Raw genomic sequence first — 22,230 nt, 5'->3', positions numbered from 1 at the left:
AAGAAATAGAGGGAAATGAATTGGTTAAGGTACAGCTGTTATTGTAGAATAATGAAAACTTGCGTTATTTGCGCAAGTTTTTTTCATATGAATAAATATATGACTTAGTTTAATGTTTTGGTAAAATTTTCTATATAGGAGGGAGAGGTTTGAGCGTTTTTATTTATACTGTTTTAGCAGCATTTGCTTGTATATTAATAAGTTCGTTGATTTTACAAAAGAGATTTCCATATAAAAAATATGATGTTATTTTGTCTATTATCGTGATTGCAGTGGGTATTGCTCTTATGTTCTATGGTGCTTATGGTGTGGATGTTTCTGTCGGGAGAAACCTATGGTACATAGGAGTATTTATAGTGATTGGAGCCGTAACGGGTACCTTGATAAGTATAGCTGTAAGATTTGGAAAGAGACGCGATAGATATAAAATACATGTTATTGGTCATATATTAGGATTTTTAGGCTGTACCATACAAATCATTACTTACTTTTATCAAGAATATCAGTGGACTTTCTTTGATGTAGAAAAGTTTTTTATTTTTATTATGCTTATAGTATCTATACTATTTGTTTGTATTGCAGTGTTTCTTCATCGAATTTTTTTCATGTGTGTCGCAATTTTTCCAAGTGTATATGCGATGACGTACCTATCTATCCCTTGGATGATAATAAATAATACCCTAATTATAATGGGGGCATTGCTTATGACAATGGAGTATAAAAAGAAGAGACGTGTAAGTAAACGTGTAGAATATTTTAGGAGGAAAGGTTATTTATAATGATATACTAATATAGTTTAAATTTTAAGAATAAACGATTAAATTGTTAATAAAATCTTTTATAAAGATTCAGAAAAATAATTGACATTAGGAAATTATTGCTATAAAATCAACGGTAATTGCATAGTCTTATCAAGAAAAGGTGGAGGGACAGGCCCTATGAAACCTTGGCAACAGCCGAATAACGGAATTGTGCCAAATCCTGCAGGTAATAAATCCTGAGAGATAAGAAAGAAACTCTAGAGCGTGTTTTCAAACTGCTTCTTTCTTGTTAGGGAAAGAAGCAGTTTTTTTATTTTCTATAAAAGAAAGGAGAATAAGAAATGGGAGAATCATGGGGAAAGGGAACTATTTGTGTGCAAGGTGGTTATACGCCGAAGAATGGAGAACCACGTGTTTTGCCACTTTATCAAAGTACAACATATAAATACGATACGTCCGATGATTTAGCAGCACTCTTTAATTTAGAGGCAGAAGGCTATATTTATACGCGTATTGGAAATCCGACACTAGCAGCATTTGAACAAAAGTTATCAGAGCTAGAAGGTGGTGTTGGAGCGGTTGCGACAGCTTCTGGTCAGGCGGCTATTATGCTTGCTGTTTTAAATATTTGTAGTAGTGGTGATCATTTGCTTTGTTCTTCAACTGTTTATGGAGGAACATTTAACTTATTTGGGGTAAGTCTACGTAAATTGGGAATTGATGTTACATTCTTTAATCCGAACTTAGCTGCTGATGAAATTGTAGCACTTGCCAATGATAAAACAAAGCTTATTTATGCAGAATCACTTGGGAATCCAGCGATGAATGTTTTGAATTTTAAAGAGTTTTCAAACGCGGCAAAAGAGTTGAAAGTACCTTTTATTGTTGATAACACGTTAGCGACACCATATTTATGCCAAGCGTTTGAACATGGGGCAAATATTGTTGTTCATTCTACAACGAAATATATTGATGGACATGCAAGTTCATTAGGCGGGATTGTCATTGATGGCGGGAATTTTGATTGGACAAATGGAAAATATCCCGAGCTTGTCGAACCAGATCCAAGTTATCACGGTGTAAGTTACGTGCAGAACTTTGGGCAGGCGGCATATATTGTGAAAGCTCGTGTTCAATTATTAAGAGACTATGGAAACTGTATGAGCCCGTTCAATGCGTATATTAGCAACATCGGTTTAGAAACATTGCATTTACGAATGGAGCGTCATAGTGAAAATGCTCTTGCAGTTGCGAAGTGGCTCGCTAACCATGATCGTATTGAATGGGTAAATTATCCGGGATTAGAAAGTAATGAAAATTATTTGCTAGCGCAAAAGTACTTAGCAAAAGGTGCAAGTGGCGTTTTAACATTCGGCATTAAAGGAGGAGTAGAATCTGCGAAAGAGTTTATTGCAAATGTGAAGCTAGCGACGCTTGTGACGCATGTAGCAGATGCGAGAACATGTGTGATCCATCCTGCTAGTACAACGCATAGACAGTTAAATGAAGAAGAGCAGCGTTTAGCGGGTGTTACATCTGATTTAATTCGCTTATCGGTCGGCATAGAAGATGTTTCTGATATTATTGCGGATCTAGAGGAAGCGTTAGTTGGAGGCAAAGCACATGCCGATCATTGTTGATAAGGATTTACCAGCTCGTAAAGTATTGCAAAAAGAAAATATTTTTGTGATGACAAAAGAGCGAGCTGAAACACAAGATATACGTGCTTTGAAAATTGCCATTTTGAACTTAATGCCAACAAAACAAGAAACAGAAGCGCAATTGCTCAGGTTACTTGGTAATACACCACTTCAATTAGATGTGCATTTGCTTCATATGGAGTCCCATTTATCTCGTAATGTGGCACAGGATCACTTAACAAGTTTTTATAGGACATTTCGTGATATTGAGGAAGAAAAATTTGATGGGCTTATTATTACAGGAGCTCCGATTGAAACACTTCCTTTTGAAGAGGTAGATTATTGGGAAGAACTTGGGCGTATAATGGAATATTCAAAAACGAATGTGACATCTACACTGCATATTTGTTGGGGAGCACAAGCTGGTTTGTATTATCACTATGGAATTCCGAAATACCCTTTGGAAGAAAAGATGTTTGGTGTATTCGAACATGAAGTGCATGAGCAGCATGTGAAGTTGTTACAAGGGTTTGATGAACTTTTCTTTGCACCGCATTCTCGCCATACAGAAGTGCGTAGAGCTGACATTGAAAAGGTGCCAGAACTGACGTTACTAGCAACATCAGAAGGAGCAGGTGTCCACCTTGTTATGGGGCAAGAAGGAAAGCATATTTTTGTTCTTGGTCATAGTGAATATAGCTGTGATACGTTAAAAGAGGAATATGAACGCGATAAACAAAGAGGGCTAGACATTGCGATTCCAAAAAACTATTTTAAACATAATAATCCAGCTGAAAAACCACTTATAAGATGGCGGAGTCATGGAAACTTATTATTTTCAAATTGGTTAAATTATTATGTGTATCAAGAAACCCCTTATATTTTGTAAGATGGTCATTATATAACACGTGGCAACGTTTTCTTTGTAAGGATTATCCTATATTTTTCTAAATGTTCAAAATATATTGTTTTTCAGAATTTTACCTTATATAATGGCATCTAAATACAATTCTTTAGAGGGGTGGACAGTATCATGAATGAAATTCAAGTGGGCTTATTAGGCCTTGGAACAGTTGGCAGCGGTGTGGTTCGTATTATTACGGATCATCAAGATCGTCTTATGCATCAAGTCGGTTGCCCAGTGAAAATAGCGAAAGTATTAGTTCAAAATATTGAAAAAGAGCGAGAGGTCCAAGTACCCTCTACTTTGTTAACGAAAAATGTGAATGAAATTATAGATAATCCTGAAATTGATGTTGTCATTGAAGTAATGGGCGGCATCGAAGAAGCGAAAGCATACATTTTACAAGCTTTGAAAAACGGTAAACATGTTGTTACTGCTAATAAAGACTTAATGGCATTGCACGGAGCAGAATTGCTGACCGTGGCAAAGGAAAATCAAGCTGATTTATTTTACGAGGCGAGCGTAGCTGGAGGGATTCCAATTTTGCGCAGCATTGTAGAAGGGCTTTCTTCAGATCTTATTACGAAAGTGATGGGAATCGTGAACGGAACAACAAACTTTATTCTGACAAAAATGTCTGACGAAGGGAGAGCATACGACGACGTGTTAAAAGAGGCGCAGCAGCTTGGATTTGCGGAAGCAGATCCAACATCAGATGTTGAAGGTTTAGACGCAGCAAGAAAAATGACGATTTTAGCTACTCTAGGTTTTTCTACAAATGTAGAGCTTGGAGATGTGAAGGTGAAAGGGATTACTTCCATTACAGAGGAAGACATTGCATATAGTAAAAGCTTAGGATACACAATTAAATTAATTGGGCTTGCGAAGCGTGATGGTGAAAAATTAGAAGTAACAGTCGAGCCAACATTACTTCCGAATACACACCCGCTTGCAGCTGTTCAAAATGAATATAACGCCGTATATGTATATGGCGAAGCAGTAGGGGAAACGATGTTTTATGGACCTGGTGCAGGAAGTTTACCAACAGCGACAGCAGTTGTTTCTGACTTAGTTGCGGTAATGCAAAATGTGCGCCTTGGTGTAACTGGGAATAGTGCAGTTTCTCCGCAGTATGAGAAGGTATTAAAAGAGCCGGATGAAATTTTCGTGAAAAAGTTTTTACGTTTGCATGTAAAAGACGAAATTGGTGTGTTTGCAAAAATTACATCTCTATTCTCTGAACGCGGTGTTAGCTTTGAAAAGATTATTCAAATGCCACTTGGGGAGAAAGGAAAGGCCGAGATTGTTATCGTAACGCATCGTGCATCACTTGCAGACTATGAATATATTTTACATACACTCAGGGCATACGAAGAAGTAGGCTGTGTGAAAGCAAACTATCGAATCGAAGGAGATGCTAGGTAATGTGGAAAGGTTTGCTTGCTGAGTATAAGGAGTTTTTACCTATTACGGAAAAAACACCGTCCTTAACATTGCACGAAGGTAATACACCACTTGTTTTACTAGAAAATCTTTCAAAGCGGTGGGGCGCAACAATTTACGGGAAAATAGAAGGAGCAAATCCGAGCGGGTCTTTTAAAGATCGCGGTATGGTAATGGCGGTAGCAAAAGCAAAAGAGGCGGGAAGCGAAGCAATAATTTGTGCATCTACAGGTAATACATCTGCATCTGCAGCAGCTTATGCGGCTAGGGCGGGACTGTCATGTATTGTTATCATTCCAAATGGTAAGATTGCATACGGAAAGTTAGCGCAAGCTGTCATGTACGGAGCAGAAATTGTAAGCATTGATGGAAATTTCGATCATGCTTTACAAATTGTACGTAAGCTTAGTAGTTCATCGCCAATTACACTTGTGAATTCTGTTAACCCATACCGTATTGAAGGGCAAAAAACAGCTGCGTTTGAGATTTGTGATGCGCTTGGAAAAGCACCGGATATTCTAGCAATTCCAGTTGGTAATGCGGGCAATATTACAGCGTATTGGAAAGGTTTCAAAGAGTATCATGAAAGACTTGGTACGGGTTTACCAGAGATGCGCGGCTTTGAGGCGGAAGGAGCAGCTGCGATTGTGCGTGGACATAAGATTGAAGAGCCAGAAACAATCGCAACAGCGATTCGAATTGGGAATCCAGCAAGTTGGGAGCAAGCCGCCCTAGCTGCAGAGCACTCTCAAGGTAAAATTGACGAAGTAACAGATCGTGAAATTCTTGAGGCATATGAATGGCTGGCCAAGTACGAAGGAATCTTTGCAGAACCGGCTTCATGCGCTTCTCTTGCTGGTGTGTATAAACAGCTGATACGCGGAGAAATTGCAAAAGGGAGCCAAATTGTAGCGGTATTAACAGGTAACGGTTTGAAAGATCCAAATATCGCCATTGATACGAAGAAAATTCAGCCGATTGTGTTACCAAATGATGAGAAGGTTGTCTTTGATTATATTCAGGGAGCTGTCTTTCAGTAAAATAGATGAAGCCTATTGAGCATCATGCTCAATAGGCTTTTTTATGCTAAGGACCTTTGTGCCAATCTGGATAAATGCTTGAATAATCCATCCTGTTGTAAATGAAAGGATAATTGTACCAAAATAAATAGGGCCGTCTAATAAAAAGCTACATGTTAAAAAGAGAAAGGCTAATGAAATTTCTGCCTTGCGAAATGTCCACTTTTTCTTTTCAGCCATGGTTAAGACGAAAGCTTCTTGTGGTGCAGCACAAAGCTGTGTTGATACATAAATGCCAATTCCAGCGCCAACAAATAGATTTCCGCAAATAAGTGTTATATATTTTGGAAGAGAGCGGATAGAATTCATAATGGCATCGATAGAACCGATCCAATCAACAAAAACGGAAATAAGAACCATAGTAACAATTGTTCCGATTGTAATATGCTTTTTATTCAAAAACAGCACAATAAGTGTAAAAGCAAAGTTAATCATAAAAATCCAAAAGCCAATACTTATTCCAAAGTTTTGATATAGGGCAATAAAAAATGAATCATAAGGGCTAAGACCGAATGAAGTAATAGTTGTCATCATGTTAATTCCAAGAGATAGAATGAGTAGTCCGCTAATAAAAAATATATAGTCTAGTTTTAGACGTATCATATGTTTCAAATCCTTTCCAAATGTATTTGCTAGGAAAGGATATATTGTGGAAAGCTTACCAGGTCAAGAGAGAATTTTTCGATGAGGCTTATTTAAATGAAGGGAAGGAGAAGAAATAAGATGACAAATATAAAAAAGATTGCTGAAATTGCTGGTGTATCAATTTCAACGGTTTCACGCGTGCTAAATAATCATCCGTATGTAAGTGATAAAAAGAGACAGGAAATTTTAGCAATCATTGAAGAGCTAAATTACACTCAAAATGTGAATGCAATTCATTTAGTAAGAGGAAAGACAAATGTGATAGGTGTTCTGTTGCCACATGTAAATGATCAATATTACAGTGCAATCATTGAGGGGATTTCTAAAGAAACGGCCCCAAAAAATTATAATATGATGCTTTGCCAAACTAACTATAGTGCCGAAAAAGAACTTGAAGTTTTACATATGTTAAAAATGAAAAAACTTGATGGTGTAATTATATGCTCAAGAATGAATGACTGCGAAACAATAGAAGAATATACAAAGTTTGGACCAATTGTAACGTGTGAAGAGATAGAATCACAGTCTATTTCTAGTGTACATATTGATCACTATAAAGTATTTTTACAAGGGATGAAATATGTAATAGAAAACGGACACACTCACATTGGATATTGTATTGGCAGAAGCCATAGCGTAAATAGTCAAAAGCGAAAACAGGCTTATAATGAAGCATTGCAAGAAATATCCATGAAGCCAAGAGATGAATGGAAGTTTATAGAGCGTTTTACAGTAGAGGATGGTCGTGAAGTGATAAGAGAGTGGATTAACATGTCTGTGAAACCAACGGCATTTCTTGTTTCTTGTAATCCAATCGCAGCAGGGATGGTAACGGAAGCAAAGAGACATGGGATTCGTATTCCAGAAGACCTTACGATTATTGGATGTGATGATCAAGAGGTGGCTGATGTATTAGGAATTACAACAATTGCTCATTCAAGTAAGGCAGTTGGTACAAAAGCATTTGAAATGTTATATGAAAAGATTACGGATGAAAAAATAGATGTGAAGAATATTGAACTTTTGCCGCAATTAACTGTTCGTGAAACTACATAATATATAAAGTATGAAAATCGCTTTCCAAAAGGGCATTTGGTATAATTAGGGACAATCTATGAGGGATAAAAGGGGTTTTGATATGAGATCAAAATTAGTAAAAGGAATTTTACTCATTACAATTGCATCTTTTTGTTTATTTGCATATGGCTTTATTTCGGGTATTAATGATGTATTAAATCCGAAAGCTTCAAATTTAACTACGAAGACAGAACAAAAACAAGTACAAGGGAAACAAAAACCGGGAACATTACAAGTTGTCAGCTTAGGTGATTCTTTAACACGCGGCGTTGGCGATAAAGAGGGAATTGGCTATGTGGGACGAGTGAAAGAAAGTCTACAAAAGGATTATAAACAAAAGGTTGCGTTAACGAATTTAGCTGTCAGTGGTGCGAAGATGCCAGATTTGTTGAAGCAAATAGAGAGCAGTGGTGCTCAGTATTCCATTAAGCAAGCAGAGCTCATTGTTTTAACAATTGGAGGAAATGACTTATTTCCGGGCTGGGAATCACTTGGAAATATAGATTTAGAAGCATATCGTCCTGATGTAGAAACATTTCAAAATCAGGCGAAGCAAATTGTAACCGAAATTCGAAAGTTAAATCCAGATAGTCCGATTTTTTGGCTCGGTTTGTATAATCCATTTGAGGACGTAGAGGATTTAAAAGGTTCTTCATCTATTGTTGTAGATTGGAACGCATCTTTAGAGAAATTAGCAATAGATAATAAAAATGTATATATCACGCCAACGTTCGATCTGTTTCAAAATCGCGGAAAAGAATTGTTGTACTCAGATCATTTCCATCCGAATGAAACAGGCTACTCATATATGGCGGATCGCTTATTACAAAACGTTGTAAGTAAGCTGAAGCTAGATGAAGGAGGAGCGAAATGACGACGATATTATCAGTACGGAATGTAAAAAAGGTCATTGGGAAAAAGACACTTGTCGAAAACATTTCATTTGATGTGAAACAAGGGGAAGTGTTTGGCTTTTTAGGCCCAAATGGGGCTGGGAAAACGACGACAATTCGGATGCTAGTAGGGCTTATTAAAGCAACCGAAGGCGAGATTACGATCGGTGGCTATAATATTAAAGAGAACTTTCGGGAAGCGATGCGGCAAATTGGTAGTATCGTGGAAAATCCAGAACTTTATACATATTTAACAGGCTGGGAAAACTTAAAGCAATTTGCACGGATGCTTGGCGGTATATCAGACGGGCGTATTTTAGAAATTGCGAAAATGGTTCATTTGGATGAACGTATCCACGATAAAGTGAAAACGTATTCTCTTGGTATGAAGCAGCGTCTTGGCATTGCTCAGGCCCTTCTTGGGAATCCGAAGCTTCTTATACTAGATGAACCGACAAATGGTTTAGACCCTGCTGGTATAAGAGAATTAAGAGAATTTATACATAAGCTTGTAAAAGAAGAAAATATGAGCGTCTTTATTTCAAGTCACTTGTTAAGTGAAGTACAAATGATATGTGACCGCGTTGCTATTATTCATAAAGGGAAAATGATTACAGTTGCGCCTATTGAAGAGTTAATAAAAACCGCAAGTGACCGTGTCGAGTGGATTGTTACACCGATTGCAAAGGCGCAGGATATGTTAGAAGCAGCGGAAGAAGTAAGAGAAATTAGCCTAGACAATGAACGTTTACTGTGCCGGATGGATATTTCATCAATCAGTACTTGGAATAGGCGCTTTGTAGAAAATGAGGTAGAGGTACATAGCGTGAAGGAACTTGTGTTTACGCTAGAAGATCTATTTATTGAACTCACAAGGAGTGAGCAGCATGCGTGAATTTGCAAATCTTGTTTTAAATGAATCGGAGAAAATTTATCGGAAGAAACGTATTTTTGTTGTCATGCTTATATTAGCAATCTTGATTCCTTTATTTGTTTATGCACAGTATCGTGAAGTGCAAACAACGCAAAAGCGCCTTGGTACAAATGACTGGAAAGTAGCACTTCAGCAGCAAATTGTGGATTCGCAAAATCGTTTAAACAACTCTAGGTTGCCAGAAGAATGGCGGGATTGGTTGAAAGTACGAGTGGAGCAACAACAATATTATTTAGACCATGATATTAATCCAACTGCACCGGGGGCACCGACATTTGTACGAGCATTCATTGAACAAGGAATTACATTGTTTATTCCGCTTCTTGTAATGATTGTTGCGATTGATATTGTATCAGGAGAACGAAGTGATGGAACGATGAAAATGCTTCTAACGCGGCCGATTCGGCGTTGGAAAATCCTTCTCAGTAAATATGTGACGATGTTGTTATTTATCTCACTTATATTGCTCTTGGTAGGAATTTTTTCCTATGCATTATCAGGCATTGTTTTTGGTTATGCAGGCTGGAGTTTACCAGTATTAACAGGGTTTGGGATTGATAAAGAAACGTTAAATACAAACTTTGTTCATCTGATTCCACAGTGGCAATATATTTTAATGGCTTATGGACTAGCGTGGTTTGTTGCGATTGTTGTGGGAACAATATCTTTTATGGTTTCTGTATTGATTCGTAATACACCAGCTGGTATGGGAGTCATGTTGGCAGCGTTAATTGCAGGTGGTATCTTAGGTTCCTTTGCAACATCTTGGGAAGGAGCAAAATACATTTTTAGCGTGAATTTATCACTGACAGATTACTTATCAGGGAAGTTACCGGCATTGCAAGGTCTATCGATGAGCTTTTCATTAATGAATTTAACAGTTTGGGCCGTAGCTTCTCTAATCATTTCGTTTGTAGTATTTACGAAGCAAGACATGGTCAATTAAGTGAAGAGGAAGTGAAGAAATGGAACATATTTTAAAAAATGACTGGGAGCCGTTACTGGCATCAGAATTTGAGAAGCCGTATTATCAAAAACTAAGACAATTTTTAAAAGAAGAATATAGTGATAATGTAATATATCCGAATGCCAATGATATTTTTAATGCATTGCATTATACAAGCTATGAGAATACAAAGGTTGTCATTTTAGGACAAGATCCATATCACGGGCCAAATCAGGCGCATGGTTTAAGTTTTTCTGTACAGCCCGGTGTAAGAACGCCACCATCCTTGCAAAATATGTATAAAGAACTGCAGTCTGATGTTGGGTGTGACATTCCCAATAACGGTTATTTAGTGAAATGGGCGGAGCAAGGTGTGCTGTTACTTAATGCAGTATTAACTGTACGCCAAGGTGAAGCAAATTCTCATAAAGGAAAAGGGTGGGAGCATTTCACTGATCGCGTAATTGAACTTTTAAATGAACGAGATAAACCAGTGATTTTTATACTGTGGGGGCGTCATGCACAAGCGAAGAAAAAACTGATTACAAACTCAAATCATCATATTATTGAATCTGTACATCCAAGTCCATTATCAGCAAGACGCGGTTTCTTTGGAAGTAAACCGTTCTCAAAAGTAAATGACTTTTTATCCAGTATGGGTGAGAAGGAGATTGACTGGCAAATTCCAAATCTGTAAAAAGAAAAGTAGCTAACAGAATAATTGTTAGCTACTTTTTTACTTATTATTGTTCATTTTTTAATTTTGCATCTAGTACAAACGTACCAAATGGGATAACTGATGCAATAAATGCACCAAGAGCCCATAAAATAGACTTACGATGTACAATTGTGACTTGAATTACTGCAAATATGAATAGTACGAATAGTACGCCATGAGCCATTCCTGTAATTTTAACGGCTGTTGGAAAATCTGCAAAGTATTTTAACGGCATTGCTACGAATAATAATAGTAGAAAGGAAATCCCTTCGACTAATCCAATTGCTCTTAATCTTCCGATTGGTGTAGATAACATGAAGCAGCCTCCTTATAATATGAGCTTGTATATAGTAAATTTGTATTCTTATTCAAAATAAAATAGTCTATTTTGTTTCATTATATACAAAAACAGAGTTTACACTACGAGAATGTTGTAAAGTTCAAAATATCTTCACAAAGCTACCTGCATTTCAATAAAAACCCATTTGAAGTATTTGACTTCAAATGGGTTTTGTGAATGTATCTATATTAAACAAGTACTTCACTTTTTAGTACAAATTTCTCTACAACTTTAGCGACGCCGTCATTCATATTTGTATCTGTTACATAGTTTGCAATTTCTTTAATATCATCTGGAGCATTGCCCATCGCAACGCCAAGACCAGCGAACTCGATCATTGCTTGGTCGTTATAGCTATCACCCATTGCGATTACTTCTTCACGCTTAATACCAAGTTTTTGAATCAATTGATTTAAGCTTGTTCCTTTTGTTACACCAGCTTCAGTAAACTCTAAAAAGAATGGTTTTGAACGCATTACACTTAGTTTACCTTCTAATTGTTTTTGAAGTTTCTTTTCTACTTCTACAAGACGATCTGCTTCTTTATTCATTAATACTTTTACTACTGGCTCTTGTACGGCAGCTGTAAAACTATCCACTTCAATGATTGGCATACCTGTTAATTGACCTTCAATTTCTGTATACGGATTATTTTCTTCTGTTACGATGTCATCACCGATATACGTATGAATCCAAACATCTTCATTTTTACTTATTTCGTATAAACTGTGAACGATTTCAGGAGATAGTGTACTACTGAATAATTCTTCATCCGTTTTGCAATTAATAATTTTTGCACCGTTAAATGATAGGATGAAACTTCCGTATTCTTCTAAACGAAGCTCTTTTGCAATATGGCGCATGCCAAATGTTGGACGACCAGAAGCGAGTACAACCTTTACACCTTGCTCTTGAGCTGTCATTAAAGCTTGTTTCGTACGCTCTGAAATTGTATGGTCATCGCGTAGTAAAGTATCATCTAAATCTAAAACAATCATTTTATAAGACATATAGAAAGTTCCTTTCTTTGTTGAAATAATGGTTGGTATTACTAGAAATAAGTTTTGATGAAAATATCGAGGAATAAATAGTAAGACATCAAACCTCTTTAAAGGTATATAAATACAAATTGAAAAACTGATAGAAAACCCTTCTTTTTAGGTGGGAGAGAGCATCCGACCATGCATAGAAGCGGTTAACCCCTCTTTCTGCCCCATGCCAAGTTAAAACAAAGAGAGAAAACGAGTGCAGGTCACCTTTTGTTTTTCGTAGCAGCAACTTATACGCCTGCAAATCAAAATGGATTTATATAGTGAGGTGGATTACCGTATTGTTAGTATATATTATCATGGGCGCATTGCCCATGATAATTCTATCCTAACAACTCTGAAAGTAGAGTGCAATAATGGAAGTTTTCCAATTTACGATGGTTGTTTTTCCTTTGAACGGGAAAATAAAATTTCAAGTAAAATAGCCATGACAGAACCGAGTACAAGGCCATTGCTTAAAAATGATGCTAAAAATGGTGGAAGGGTGGAAAATGCCTGTGGTGGGACAAACATAACTCCGATTCCTGTGAAGAGAGATAGGCCAGCAACGCGGAATAAACGCTCTTTATTTTCTACAGTGTCATATTCACGGAAAGCAAGACCAATCATACTTGCAAATACAGGATAAATGGCTGCATATCCAACAGCGACAGGAATAGCCGCGAAGAATGACGTGATCTTTGGAAATATACTAATGAAAATAATAAAACTTGATCCTAATGTGAAAGGAAGTCGTTTATAAATATTTGTCGTTGCAATAAACCCAGCTGAACCTGAAATAGCTACCGGTCCAATTGCCGAGAAAAGACCACCTAGCAACTGGTTTATTCCTGTTATAATACCGGCATGTTTAAACCGATTTTGAACTGCATCTTCCTCATATTTAGAAACAACCTTTTGTACAACACGAATGCTTGCTAACATGTTTGTTAAAAGTAACAGTGTGACAAAGACGACGGTAATTGTCATGTTCCATTCGATGCGGGGCGTTCCAAACACGAATAAAGAAGGTAGACGAATGATATCTGTTACTGGTGTAACCGGATTGGATAATCCGAAACATGCAAATAAAATCCATCCGAACACAATGCTGAAAAGAACAGAGTATTGACCAATAATAGGTAGCTTCATAATGAAAAAAGATAGTAAAATAACAATAAGTGAAAGGATAAATACGTTTGCTTGTACTTCAGTATGTTGTCCATCAAGGCCGAACATTCCTTTTAGAAAGGAACCGCTGAGCTGAGCAACGAGAAGGAATAAATATGTTCCAATTACTGTCGGTGTAAAATAACGGACGAGTTTATCGATAAGTCCAAAAATACTAAGGATAATACAGATGATACCGCTTAACAGAAATGCGTATTGTAAGACGCGGAGTGTTTCATTATTTGATCCGAATAATACGACACCTAAACTCGCGTAAAGTGAGAAGATTCCCCACCAAAGACCAGCAGGTCCTTCTTGAATAGGTAGTCTATGTCCAAATATAGCTTGCAGAAGGCCAGCAAAGCCAAGAACAAATAATGTTCGTTGTACAAATGCAATTGCTTCAGCCCCTTCAAGCCCATAACTGGCCGTAACACTAATTGGTACAATTAGACTACCGGCTAAAATAAATAATGCCCATTGCAGGGCAGAAAGAAATGTTTTCATAATATCAACCTCTTTCGTAGATTCCGTTTCTAGTATATACGTATTTCATTTCCTCTGGCAAAGATTGTAGTAGAGAAAAGAGTTGAAGAATAAAATGAATGCAAAAAGGCAATTGTGGATTGCTGTTATATGTACATGGTGATGATACAGAGGATAAGGTATTACGTAAGGCGGGGATTACAAGAGCTGCTGGTTTAGTAGCGATTGTTGCGAATGATGCTGACAATGTATTTATTACATTAACAGCAGGAGGACTAAATAGTACGATTAACATTGTGGCTAGGGCTGAAAAACCAGAAACAGAAGAGAAATTACGTCGTGCTGGTGCGAATAAGGTCATTAATCCATCTAGTATGGCTGGAATTCAAATTGGTAAAAGGGTTCTTTTAATTGGAAAAACATTGATAGAAAGCAGTGTAAGAAGTCAATTTGATATTACAATTTTAGCGATTTTAAAAGATGGAAATATTATCTATAATCCAACAGGGCAGGCAAAATTATAAGAACATGATATGATAATAGTATTTGGTCCAGTAGAGAAGTTAGGGCAATTTGAGAAAGAACTACAAAGTACGAGGTGATAGGGAATGCAAATATCGAGTGATAAAATTTTGAATAAAATGGCAAATGAAATTGCGAAAGCAAAAAGTAGTGAAGGACAAAAATCAAAAGAACATCTTTTGGTCGTTCGTGCTTTATGCGATTTATTATTGGATGAACAGACGGAATCTCATACATATGTAGAACCGAAATTACAATCACAGGTTATATCATCGTATCAGGCGACAGCAGCTCAGCAGGTTGTACCAGTTTCAGGAGAACCTGTATATATGAAAGAAGAAGATGCAAACGGCAATTCTTTATTTGATTTTTAAAAGTTAAATAAGTTGGCTTATATGTGAAAATTTCTTATCATAAAGATAAAAAGGGGAATTCCAATGAAAATTTTCTTCTTATTAGGCTGTATTGCGGCCGGGTTATCTGTTGCATTAGGTGCTTTTGGTGCACACGGTTTAGAAAATAAGATTTCCGCAAAAATGTTAGAAGTTTGGAAAACGGGTGTTACGTATCAAATGTTTCATGCTGGAGGATTGTTTGTTGTTGCGTTATTAATGGATAAAATCCAATCTTCCTTATTAAGTACAGCAGGCTGGTTCATGGTAGCGGGTATTATTATGTTCTCCGGTAGCTTATATGCATTAAGTACAACAGGTATTAAATTTTTCGGCCCAATTACACCACTTGGCGGCGTAGCGTTCATTGTAGGCTGGATTTTACTCGGAACTGCAGTTGTAAAAGGATTATAAGAGCAAAAAACAAAAGCTGGCATTTGCCAGCTTTTTTATAATCTTGGAGCATAAGTTGCTTGTTGACTAGGTAAATATATAATTTCTTCTGGGAATTCAACATAATCTAAGTAAATCATAAGTAGCAAGAAACGTTTTCCAGATTGTGGTTCACTGATGACAATATGATCGCGTCCAGCCGCTTCAATAATGCCGGTATAGGATTGTGTACCAAGTGAACTGCCGCGCTCGTATGTCATAACAACTGTTGCCTGTTTACCTTTGTTTAAGCGAAGGATGTTTTCGATATAAGATTGTTCTAGTGGTAGCATACCTTGAGATGCTGCAAGTTGTGCTTGAGCTTGTTGTTGCATTGCTTGTTGTTGCATCATTTGTTGTTGCTGAGGTGTCATTTGTTGCTGTTGTTGTCCTGGAGGCAGCTGGGTTCCAGAAGGTTGAAAAAAAGTTCCATAGTATGGGTTTTGTTGCTGTGCCATTCAAAAATCCCTCCTCGTTTTCATTCCTTAATATACTGCTGGGCAGTCCCCGCTAGATGGTTGGAAAAAGCAGTGTTTTTTAAATCGGCCAGAATTTTGCTGATTATACCAAGTTGGTGGACAAGGACCTTCGGGCCTGAAAAACCATAAAGCAAAATTAGCAGGCCAAAATCGTTGTCCTTGAATAACACGTCTTGCAAGGGCAATATCTTGTTCACGTGCACGCTGATAAAAGTATCCTTTTTGTGTTGCTTCAAAACCACCAGGCCTTTGAAATACCATTTGTTGTAGATTACGTATGTTCTTGAAGTCTAAACAATTTCCTTTAACGCGATTTACACCTACATTCCCAACCATTAGCATGCCTTGTTGTCCTTCCCCTTCAGCTTCAGCTCGCATAAGTCTTGCTAGCAATTTTACATGTTCTTCGTTATAAGCAATTACACCCATTTGTTTCACCTCTCTTTCACCATTTTTACAGAAAGAGGAGTTGGTAAAAACGGTGTAGAACAATTACTAGTTCATACGTATGAGAAAAAGAAGGCAGATATGACAACCAAACAAAGTTTTGAGAATGAGGATTTTTACGTTATATACATCCATAAGTCATTGTTAAGAAGGAGAAAGTTTTTTTCACCGTTTTCACTTGGCGCGGGTTAGGAAGAGGGTTTGAACGTTTCTGTGTATAGTTAGATGCTCACTTCCGCTTAAAAGGATAGGAGTTATATCAGTTTTAAAAGTTGGATTTATATAGAGGGAGAGACATAATAAAAAAGCTAGCAATTTGCTGGCTTTTTTCGTGATTAACAGTATCTCTTTTTCAGGTGTCGCGGTTACGGTGTCTTCTTCTCCTTTTACAACAGAAATTGTATTATTTTTATCTACTTTCAATTTCTGCTTTTCAAAGTTATTAAAACCATAATCAATTAACTCACGAGATTCTGTGAAGCGTTCATCCATTGATTTTGTCTACTATTGTTTAAATTTGAAGAAAAAAGAGGGTTTTTAAAAGGGATTAAGAAAAAGGAACGAATTTCGTTCCTTTTTTGTATTATACATATAAAAATTTAGCAACTTTTTTGCTTGGTAAAATGTTACCAACGAAGAAAGTACCAAATTCACCGTAGCGAGCACTTACTTCATCAAAGCGCATTTCATATACAAGCTTTTTGAATTGAAGGATGTCGTCAGCGAATAGTGTTACACCCCACTCGTAATCATCAAAACCAACAGAACCAGTAATGACTTGGCGAACTTTACCTGCGTATTGACGACCGATTTTTCCGTGGCTATACATAAGTTTTTTGCGTTCTTCCATCGGAAGCATGTACCAGTTGTCATCGCCTTGACGACGCTTGTCCATTGGATAGAAACAAATGTGTTTTGCTTCTGGTAATTCAGGGTATAAGCGTGCTAGGATTTGTGGGTTTTGATATGGATCTTCTTCAGCTGGAAGGTAGTTACTTAGTTCAACAACAGATACGTAAGAGTATGCAGGAACCATGTATTCAGCTAATGTTGTTTTATTTAATTCTGTTTCGATTTCATTTAATTCTTCCATTGTTGGACGTAAAATCATAAACATAATATCAGCTTTTTGACCAACAACTGTATACATTGCGTGGCTACCTTGTTTTGCAGCCGCTACTTTATTCCATTTCTCAATAACGTTTAAAAATTCAAACATTGCCTGTCCGCGTTCGTCACTAGATAATGTTTTCCATGCTGCCCAGTCGATAGAACGTAAATCGTGTAAACAATACCAACCATCTAACGTTTTTGCTGCTTCACTCATTCTATTCACCTCAGTTAATGATATTTATAAGTTAACTATAGCATATATAGTTTTAAATTCATGTATGTAAAGCTTGGGTGCATAAAATTGTCACATTTAAAAATGCTAGACGGAGGAGTATGTATAAATTCATTTTGATTTTCAAAATATAAGTCGCTACTGCGAAGTACAAAAGGTGACTTCTCCCTTTGTTTTCACTTGGCATGGGACAAAAAAAGGAACTGACCGCTTCTATGCATGATCGGATGATCTCTCCCATCTAAAAAAGAGGTTTTTTCATCAATGCTTTATAATAGATTAACCATGCTGAATTTTATGAAAATATAATCATTTATATTTTACCTATTTTTTAGGAGCTATAAGTTTAAAATATAGATGAAAAGAAGTATTCTTAAAGATAGAGTTTTTTAACATTTGTAGGAGGGGTTTTATTCGTGAGCGATTTATTTACAGCGGTAAAAGAAAAAGTTCAAGGAAAAGGCATTTCTATCGTACTTCCTGAAGGAACTGATGAAAGAATTTTAGGCGCTGCAGAGCGTTTAGCAAAAGAAGAGATTGTAAAACCAATTTTAGTTGGTAATAAAGAAGAAATTAGCGCAAAAGCTGCTAGCATGAACTTAACATTAGCAGGCGTTGATATTTACGACCCAGCTACATATGAAGAAATGGATGCAATGGTAGCATCTTTCGTTGAACGCCGTAAAGGTAAAGCAAAAGAAGAAGATGCACGTAAGATCCTTAAAGACGAAAACTACTTCGGTACAATGCTTGTATACATGGGCAAAGCACATGGTTTAGTAAGTGGTGCAGCTCACTCTACAGCTGACACAGTTCGTCCAGCACTTCAAATCATTAAAACAAAACCAGGCGTTACAAAAACTTCAGGCGTATTCATCATGGTACGTGAAGATGAGAAGTATGTATTCGCGGACTGCGCAATTAACATTGCACCAAACAGTCAAGATTTAGCTGAAATTGGTATCGAAAGTGCGAAAACTGCTGAGTTATTCGGTATCAATCCACGCGTTGCAATGTTAAGCTTCTCTACAAAAGGTTCTGCGAAATCTCCAGAAACAGAAAAAGTTGTAGAAGCGACTCGCATTGCAAAAGAAATGGCTCCTGAATTAACATTAGACGGTGAGTTCCAATTTGACGCTGCATTCGTACCATCTGTAGCTGAGAAGAAAGCACCAGGTTCTGTTCTTAAAGGTGATGCTAACGTATTCGTATTCCCAAGCTTAGAAGCTGGTAATATCGGTTACAAAATTGCACAACGCTTAGGTAACTTCGAAGCAGTGGGACCAATCTTACAAGGTTTAAACATGCCAGTAAACGATTTATCTCGCGGTTGTAACGAAGAAGAAGTGTACAAGTTAGCTTTAATTACAGCAGCTCAAGCACTATAAAAACGAAAGGCCCCGCTATAATAGCGGGGCCTTTGTTATTTCTCAAGACCAAGTGCTTTATTATTGCGATCAATAATGCGTTGCAAGTTCATTTCATATAAAGGAACTTCATCCACCGTTAACTGTGATGGTGTTAATTGCGGCGCAAAGTGCTGCAATGTTTTTAATAGACGCATCATTAAATCTTGAACGGTAATCGTTTCACCAAGTAATTCAGATAAAGAAGCCATTGTACTCGGTACAATTTCAGGATACGTAAATCTCGTCTCTTCACCTTGAATTGCTAAGTCGTAAAAATCACGAACCAGTGCCGCGCGTTCGGAGCCGCTACCTGTAGCGCATAAGTAAATTTGTACAGCTACACCTCCGCGAATGCGGCGCTGTGAAATACCTGCAAATTTTTGATCACGGATGCTTAAGTCATAGCTACCAGGACAATAAGATCCAACGATTTCCTTTGCCTCGATATCGACATCATAATCTTTTAACATTTCTTTAATTAAATGCCACATCGTATCGTATCCAAGATCGATATCAATTCCTTTTTCCGTTTCTTGAAATAGAAGTGATACATTTAAAACTCCCTCATCAAGTACGACTGCAAGACCACCTGAATTACGCACAATGACGTTGAAATCCTTTTGTTTTAAAAAAGAAATTCCTTCTTGTAAATATGGAAGGCGAGAATCTTGAATGCCAAGAACAATTGTATTGTGATGAACCCAAGAGCGCATCGCTGAAGCAGATGTACCATTTCCGATTGTTGTGCACAGCGTGTCATCCATCGCAAATGACTGCAAAGCATGAAATGTACGGCCTAAACTAGACTGATCAACAATACGCCACTCTGGTTGAGATAAAATCGAACGGGAATTGCTCATATAACTAACCCCTTATCTATAAAATGACAATCTTTATTATAGCAAAAAAGAGAGAAAAGAGAGGAAGGTTGTGAAAAAGAACCTTACGGAATTGTAATGTTCTTGTAAGGAAGGGAGATTGGTAAACCTCTTTTGGATGGTTAAGCTAAGAGGTGCAATTATAGTTTTAGGAGGAATAGAAATGAAAAAGGTTAAATTAGGACTTGTAGCAATAATGTCAGCCGCAGTATTTAGTGGTTGTTCCATGATAGATATGATTGCCCCGCAGGCGAACGGTGTTATTATGTATGGTGATGATGCAGTGGTGCAGCAAAAAATGGATCAATATAAAGATAAAATTGAATCAGGGCATAAATTTGAAGCGAAATTTGGTACAGTTAATGATCAAAAAGTATTAATTATGAATAAAACAACAGCGGATAAGATGGTAAAAGAAAAGGTAATGAAAAAAGTAGAGGGAGAAGATGTAAAACCAATTGCAACACTGCCATCTATTTCTGATGATGCAGGGGTTGTATTTGCGAAAACGGAGCAAAATGATGTAATGATTGATGGAAAGAAAATGAAGTATGAAGGTAATATAATTATTGGCGATGCACGAAGATATGCAGATATGTATGCAGTTGTAAGCGATGCAGCATATGAAAAAATAAATCAGCCAGTAAAAACAATAGGGGTAGTAGCGTTTAGAGAAAATCCGAAAAAAGAGATTTTCCCAGATATTAAGCGCGATTCAAAAGTAGAAGAAGCTCACATGGTTGAGTTAAAATCATAAAAAAAAGGATGCGTTCATCGCATCCTTTTTATTCGGCGATTTTTTCTAGATTACCGTTTCGATCCATACGAAAAGAAGTTTGCGCAGGCTCTTCGTCATCCATTAATGCTAATTTACGAGCACGATTCATAATATTCATGAGTGTTTCGTAATCTTCTTGCACTGTATTAGATTGTTGTTCTAGCTTTTCCAATTTTTTTTCTAACTCTTCATTACGAAGTACTTGTGCTTTAATTTCTTGCTTCAATCTCGTATTCTCGTTTTCGAGTGCTGTTACTTTTATGTTTGAAGACCCTACTGTTTGCAAAAAGTAAATCACATCTTGCATTGTTATAGAAGCGTTAGATACAGCTGGTTCCGGACGTGGAACGGTGTTATTTACAACCGGTTCTTCATCGACTGTAATTACCGCTGAAGCTGGTGGTGTATAAAGTAGGCGTTTTTTTGCCTGTTCGCCGCCAGCGGCACGCATTTTATCTTTCCGATGTCTTTTTGCTAGCTGCAAAGCTTGTTCATAGCTATAACGCACAACTGCATTCCAACGAAACCCACAAGCAGCCGATGTGCGATTTAGCTGATCGCCAACTTCTTCAAATGCATTTAATTGTGTACTTCCTTCTCGAACATGGCGAAGTACGGTTTCGGCAAGTAATAAATCGTCCTCATCTGTCCAAGCATCTTGTCTTACTTTCATAGATTCAACTCCCTTTCTTTTTATGAACTTCCTATTTTTATAATGGGCAAAAGAAATGGCTTTTATACAAAGCTTTTAAAAATATGGTAGATTTTGATGAAGATAAGAAATGCATGCGCGAATGAAGGAAGCTTGTGAAGGGAAAAATGAATAGGAAAGTAAGGGTTTTATATAGTGTTATATAGGGATAGAGCTCAAGAGGAAGACTTGCATCAAGCCTCAAAGAGCGGTAAAATACCATTTAGTGTTTATTGTTAAATGTACTTGTGAAAAGTTTAAAATAGAGGAAGTGTTATATAGAATGGGAAACGAATTTCGTGTGTGTGATGATTGTCAGGCAACGAACATTAAGACGTTGATACCAAAGCTCAAAAAGGTAGATTCATGTGCAAATATTGAAGTTGGATGTCAATCTTATTGTGGACCAGGTCGTAAAAAGTCGTTCGCTTTTGTGAATAATCGTCCCGTTGCAGCGCCAAATGAAGATGAATTAATTAAAAAGATTGAAGCAAAATTAAATAAGTAAGAAAAGGAGAGTGAGAACCTTACTCTTCTTTTTTTATGCCCTTAGAAAAGAGTATTATTTCAAAATAATGAGAAGTAGAGAGGGGTTTATTTACATAAATGAGTAATTTTAATGAAGAACCTTAATTTTATGATATCGGTTTCGCATCGCTTACATTAGTTTTATATTGCAAAATAATGGTTGACAGCCTTTTATAGCCATAGGTAGAATAGAAGATGTGATTGTGAGAATCATTATCAAAAAGGGGAGTTAAACCCAATTTTCTTTTGCTGTTTCTTGAGAATA

The 22,230-nt window shown here is 37.0% G+C and carries 24 protein-coding genes, 2 pseudogenes and 1 riboswitch; of the genes and pseudogenes, 16 read left to right on the top strand and 10 right to left on the bottom strand.

Annotated elements, in window-relative coordinates; translation table 11 throughout:
* Positions 1 to 149 precede the first annotated feature (149 nt).
* The 5 genes from Y7E_RS0123300 (at position 150) to thrC (ending at position 5,788) form a co-directional block, all read left to right on the top strand.
* Positions 150 to 779, top strand: a complete 630-nt coding sequence (locus Y7E_RS0123300; protein WP_017153642.1) for a hypothetical protein — start codon at positions 150 to 152, stop codon at positions 777 to 779.
* 126 nt (positions 780 to 905) lie between these two features.
* A riboswitch (SAM riboswitch) is annotated at positions 906 to 1,011 on the top strand.
* Between the two features lie 91 nt (positions 1,012 to 1,102).
* Positions 1,103 to 2,401 carry a bifunctional O-acetylhomoserine aminocarboxypropyltransferase/cysteine synthase gene (locus Y7E_RS0123295; protein WP_017153641.1) on the top strand — a complete coding sequence of 433 codons (1,299 nt, stop codon included), beginning with the start codon at positions 1,103 to 1,105 and terminating at the stop codon, positions 2,399 to 2,401.
* Positions 2,385 to 3,290, top strand: a complete 906-nt coding sequence (metA, locus tag Y7E_RS0123290) for a homoserine O-acetyltransferase MetA (RefSeq protein WP_017153640.1) — start codon at positions 2,385 to 2,387, stop codon at positions 3,288 to 3,290. Before Y7E_RS0123295 ends, metA begins: the two co-directional genes overlap by 17 nt.
* A 144-nt stretch (positions 3,291 to 3,434) precedes the next feature.
* Positions 3,435 to 4,730: a homoserine dehydrogenase gene (locus Y7E_RS0123285; RefSeq protein ID WP_017153639.1), complete on the top strand. Its 1,296-nt coding sequence runs from the start codon at positions 3,435 to 3,437 to the stop codon at positions 4,728 to 4,730.
* The gene (gene thrC, locus Y7E_RS0123280) at positions 4,730 to 5,788 is read left to right on the top strand and encodes a threonine synthase (protein WP_017153638.1); all 1,059 of its coding nucleotides are present in this window, start codon (positions 4,730 to 4,732) and stop codon (positions 5,786 to 5,788) included. The genes Y7E_RS0123285 and thrC overlap by 1 nt, the downstream gene beginning before the upstream one ends.
* 12 nt (positions 5,789 to 5,800) lie before the next feature.
* Here the strand turns inward: thrC and Y7E_RS0123275 are convergent, their stop codons facing one another.
* On the bottom strand, positions 5,801 to 6,430 hold the full coding sequence (locus Y7E_RS0123275; protein ID WP_081584738.1) for a YczE/YyaS/YitT family protein: 630 nt from the start codon (positions 6,428 to 6,430) through the stop codon (positions 5,801 to 5,803).
* A gap of 120 nt (positions 6,431 to 6,550) precedes the next feature.
* Between Y7E_RS0123275 and Y7E_RS0123270 the strand changes: the two genes are divergently transcribed.
* From Y7E_RS0123270 to Y7E_RS0123250, 5 genes are all read left to right on the top strand, one after another.
* Complete coding sequence (locus Y7E_RS0123270) at positions 6,551 to 7,528, top strand: LacI family DNA-binding transcriptional regulator (RefSeq protein WP_017153636.1); 978 nt, start codon at positions 6,551 to 6,553, stop codon at positions 7,526 to 7,528.
* An 82-nt stretch (positions 7,529 to 7,610) separates the two neighbouring features.
* Positions 7,611 to 8,423: an SGNH/GDSL hydrolase family protein gene (locus tag Y7E_RS0123265; RefSeq protein WP_017153635.1), complete on the top strand. Its 813-nt coding sequence runs from the start codon at positions 7,611 to 7,613 to the stop codon at positions 8,421 to 8,423.
* Positions 8,420 to 9,337 carry an ABC transporter ATP-binding protein gene (locus Y7E_RS0123260; protein WP_017153634.1) on the top strand — a complete coding sequence of 306 codons (918 nt, stop codon included), beginning with the start codon at positions 8,420 to 8,422 and terminating at the stop codon, positions 9,335 to 9,337. Before Y7E_RS0123265 ends, Y7E_RS0123260 begins: the two co-directional genes overlap by 4 nt.
* On the top strand, positions 9,330 to 10,322 hold the full coding sequence (locus tag Y7E_RS0123255; RefSeq protein ID WP_017153633.1) for an ABC transporter permease subunit: 993 nt from the start codon (positions 9,330 to 9,332) through the stop codon (positions 10,320 to 10,322). Before Y7E_RS0123260 ends, Y7E_RS0123255 begins: the two co-directional genes overlap by 8 nt.
* A 19-nt stretch (positions 10,323 to 10,341) precedes the next feature.
* A complete protein-coding gene (locus tag Y7E_RS0123250) occupies positions 10,342 to 11,019 on the top strand; it encodes a uracil-DNA glycosylase (RefSeq protein ID WP_017153632.1) in 678 nt (225 codons plus the stop codon).
* 46 nt (positions 11,020 to 11,065) lie between these two features.
* On the opposite strand, the gene Y7E_RS0123245 is transcribed toward Y7E_RS0123250, so the two are convergent.
* The 3 genes from Y7E_RS0123245 to Y7E_RS0123235 form a co-directional block, all read right to left on the bottom strand.
* Positions 11,066 to 11,356 carry a DUF3817 domain-containing protein gene (locus Y7E_RS0123245; protein ID WP_017153631.1) on the bottom strand — a complete coding sequence of 97 codons (291 nt, stop codon included), beginning with the start codon at positions 11,354 to 11,356 and terminating at the stop codon, positions 11,066 to 11,068.
* Between the two features lie 212 nt (positions 11,357 to 11,568).
* Positions 11,569 to 12,390: a Cof-type HAD-IIB family hydrolase gene (locus Y7E_RS0123240; RefSeq protein ID WP_017153630.1), complete on the bottom strand. Its 822-nt coding sequence runs from the start codon at positions 12,388 to 12,390 to the stop codon at positions 11,569 to 11,571.
* A gap of 411 nt (positions 12,391 to 12,801) precedes the next feature.
* A complete protein-coding gene (locus tag Y7E_RS0123235; protein ID WP_017153629.1) occupies positions 12,802 to 14,085 on the bottom strand; it encodes a purine/pyrimidine permease in 1,284 nt (427 codons plus the stop codon).
* 122 nt (positions 14,086 to 14,207) lie between these two features.
* On the opposite strand from Y7E_RS0123235, the pseudogene Y7E_RS30275 reads away from it, so the two are divergent.
* The 3 genes and pseudogenes from Y7E_RS30275 to Y7E_RS0123220 form a co-directional block, all read left to right on the top strand.
* Positions 14,208 to 14,666 (top strand): annotated as a pseudogene (locus Y7E_RS30275) (potassium channel family protein); the annotation flags it as partial.
* 6 nt (positions 14,667 to 14,672) lie between these two features.
* On the top strand, positions 14,673 to 14,960 hold the full coding sequence (locus Y7E_RS0123225; RefSeq protein WP_017153627.1) for a YwdI family protein: 288 nt from the start codon (positions 14,673 to 14,675) through the stop codon (positions 14,958 to 14,960).
* Positions 14,961 to 15,023: 63 nt separating this feature from the next.
* A complete protein-coding gene (locus Y7E_RS0123220) occupies positions 15,024 to 15,392 on the top strand; it encodes a DUF423 domain-containing protein (RefSeq protein WP_017153626.1) in 369 nt (122 codons plus the stop codon).
* 35 nt (positions 15,393 to 15,427) lie between these two features.
* Here the strand turns inward: Y7E_RS0123220 and gerQ are convergent, their stop codons facing one another.
* From gerQ to hemQ, 4 genes and pseudogenes are all read right to left on the bottom strand, one after another.
* The gene (gene gerQ / locus Y7E_RS0123215) at positions 15,428 to 15,868 is read right to left on the bottom strand and encodes a spore coat protein GerQ (protein WP_017153625.1); all 441 of its coding nucleotides are present in this window, start codon (positions 15,866 to 15,868) and stop codon (positions 15,428 to 15,430) included.
* A 27-nt stretch (positions 15,869 to 15,895) separates the two neighbouring features.
* Entirely contained in the window at positions 15,896 to 16,318 is a 423-nt protein-coding gene (locus Y7E_RS0123210; protein ID WP_017153624.1) for a cell wall hydrolase, read from the bottom strand.
* Between the two features lie 333 nt (positions 16,319 to 16,651).
* Positions 16,652 to 16,837 (bottom strand): annotated as a pseudogene (locus tag Y7E_RS32130) (D-alanyl-D-alanine carboxypeptidase); the annotation flags it as partial.
* 82 nt (positions 16,838 to 16,919) lie between these two features.
* Complete coding sequence (gene hemQ / locus Y7E_RS0123200; RefSeq protein ID WP_017153622.1) at positions 16,920 to 17,663, bottom strand: hydrogen peroxide-dependent heme synthase; 744 nt, start codon at positions 17,661 to 17,663, stop codon at positions 16,920 to 16,922.
* A gap of 434 nt (positions 17,664 to 18,097) precedes the next feature.
* On the opposite strand from hemQ, the gene pta reads away from it, so the two are divergent.
* On the top strand, positions 18,098 to 19,069 hold the full coding sequence (gene pta, locus Y7E_RS0123195; RefSeq protein WP_017153621.1) for a phosphate acetyltransferase: 972 nt from the start codon (positions 18,098 to 18,100) through the stop codon (positions 19,067 to 19,069).
* 35 nt (positions 19,070 to 19,104) lie between these two features.
* On the opposite strand, the gene lipL is transcribed toward pta, so the two are convergent.
* Positions 19,105 to 19,950 carry an octanoyl-[GcvH]:protein N-octanoyltransferase gene (gene lipL, locus Y7E_RS0123190; protein ID WP_017153620.1) on the bottom strand — a complete coding sequence of 282 codons (846 nt, stop codon included), beginning with the start codon at positions 19,948 to 19,950 and terminating at the stop codon, positions 19,105 to 19,107.
* Positions 19,951 to 20,131: 181 nt separating this feature from the next.
* Between lipL and Y7E_RS0123185 the strand changes: the two genes are divergently transcribed.
* Positions 20,132 to 20,725, top strand: coding sequence for a lipoprotein BA_5634 family protein (locus tag Y7E_RS0123185; protein ID WP_017153619.1), 594 nt, complete (start codon positions 20,132 to 20,134; stop codon positions 20,723 to 20,725).
* Between the two features lie 28 nt (positions 20,726 to 20,753).
* Here the strand turns inward: Y7E_RS0123185 and Y7E_RS0123180 are convergent, their stop codons facing one another.
* Positions 20,754 to 21,419 (bottom strand): RsfA family transcriptional regulator, encoded by a 666-nt coding sequence (locus Y7E_RS0123180; RefSeq protein WP_017153618.1) that lies wholly within the window; start codon positions 21,417 to 21,419, stop codon positions 20,754 to 20,756.
* Positions 21,420 to 21,720: 301 nt separating this feature from the next.
* On the opposite strand from Y7E_RS0123180, the gene Y7E_RS0123175 reads away from it, so the two are divergent.
* Complete coding sequence (locus Y7E_RS0123175) at positions 21,721 to 21,945, top strand: YuzB family protein (RefSeq protein ID WP_017153617.1); 225 nt, start codon at positions 21,721 to 21,723, stop codon at positions 21,943 to 21,945.
* Positions 21,946 to 22,230 lie beyond the last annotated feature (285 nt).

Source organism: Bacillus bingmayongensis, from assembly GCF_000299035.1.
Lineage (GTDB): Bacteria > Bacillota > Bacilli > Bacillales > Bacillaceae_G > Bacillus_A > Bacillus_A bingmayongensis.
This window is presented reverse-complemented; position numbering and strand designations above follow the sequence as displayed.

Excerpts from the sequence above, each read along its gene's own strand:
- Y7E_RS0123295 (WP_017153641.1), top strand. The coding sequence starts at position 1,103 with ATGGGAGAATCATGGGGAAAGGGAACTATTTGTGTGCAAGGTGGTTAT.
- metA (WP_017153640.1), top strand. The coding sequence starts at position 2,385 with ATGCCGATCATTGTTGATAAGGATTTACCAGCTCGTAAAGTATTGCAA.
- Y7E_RS0123285 (WP_017153639.1), top strand. The coding sequence starts at position 3,435 with ATGAATGAAATTCAAGTGGGCTTATTAGGCCTTGGAACAGTTGGCAGC.
- thrC (WP_017153638.1), top strand. The coding sequence starts at position 4,730 with ATGTGGAAAGGTTTGCTTGCTGAGTATAAGGAGTTTTTACCTATTACG.
- Y7E_RS0123275 (WP_081584738.1), bottom strand. The coding sequence starts at position 6,430 with ATGATACGTCTAAAACTAGACTATATATTTTTTATTAGCGGACTACTC.
- Y7E_RS0123270 (WP_017153636.1), top strand. The coding sequence starts at position 6,551 with ATGACAAATATAAAAAAGATTGCTGAAATTGCTGGTGTATCAATTTCA.
- Y7E_RS0123265 (WP_017153635.1), top strand. The coding sequence starts at position 7,611 with ATGAGATCAAAATTAGTAAAAGGAATTTTACTCATTACAATTGCATCT.
- Y7E_RS0123260 (WP_017153634.1), top strand. The coding sequence starts at position 8,420 with ATGACGACGATATTATCAGTACGGAATGTAAAAAAGGTCATTGGGAAA.
- Y7E_RS0123255 (WP_017153633.1), top strand. The coding sequence starts at position 9,330 with ATGCGTGAATTTGCAAATCTTGTTTTAAATGAATCGGAGAAAATTTAT.
- Y7E_RS0123250 (WP_017153632.1), top strand. The coding sequence starts at position 10,342 with ATGGAACATATTTTAAAAAATGACTGGGAGCCGTTACTGGCATCAGAA.
- Y7E_RS0123245 (WP_017153631.1), bottom strand. The coding sequence starts at position 11,356 with ATGTTATCTACACCAATCGGAAGATTAAGAGCAATTGGATTAGTCGAA.
- Y7E_RS0123240 (WP_017153630.1), bottom strand. The coding sequence starts at position 12,390 with ATGTCTTATAAAATGATTGTTTTAGATTTAGATGATACTTTACTACGC.
- Y7E_RS0123235 (WP_017153629.1), bottom strand. The coding sequence starts at position 14,085 with ATGAAAACATTTCTTTCTGCCCTGCAATGGGCATTATTTATTTTAGCC.
- Y7E_RS0123225 (WP_017153627.1), top strand. The coding sequence starts at position 14,673 with ATGCAAATATCGAGTGATAAAATTTTGAATAAAATGGCAAATGAAATT.
- Y7E_RS0123220 (WP_017153626.1), top strand. The coding sequence starts at position 15,024 with ATGAAAATTTTCTTCTTATTAGGCTGTATTGCGGCCGGGTTATCTGTT.
- gerQ (WP_017153625.1), bottom strand. The coding sequence starts at position 15,868 with ATGGCACAGCAACAAAACCCATACTATGGAACTTTTTTTCAACCTTCT.
- Y7E_RS0123210 (WP_017153624.1), bottom strand. The coding sequence starts at position 16,318 with ATGGGTGTAATTGCTTATAACGAAGAACATGTAAAATTGCTAGCAAGA.
- hemQ (WP_017153622.1), bottom strand. The coding sequence starts at position 17,663 with ATGAGTGAAGCAGCAAAAACGTTAGATGGTTGGTATTGTTTACACGAT.
- lipL (WP_017153620.1), bottom strand. The coding sequence starts at position 19,950 with ATGAGCAATTCCCGTTCGATTTTATCTCAACCAGAGTGGCGTATTGTT.
- Y7E_RS0123185 (WP_017153619.1), top strand. The coding sequence starts at position 20,132 with ATGAAAAAGGTTAAATTAGGACTTGTAGCAATAATGTCAGCCGCAGTA.
- Y7E_RS0123180 (WP_017153618.1), bottom strand. The coding sequence starts at position 21,419 with ATGAAAGTAAGACAAGATGCTTGGACAGATGAGGACGATTTATTACTT.
- Y7E_RS0123175 (WP_017153617.1), top strand. The coding sequence starts at position 21,721 with ATGGGAAACGAATTTCGTGTGTGTGATGATTGTCAGGCAACGAACATT.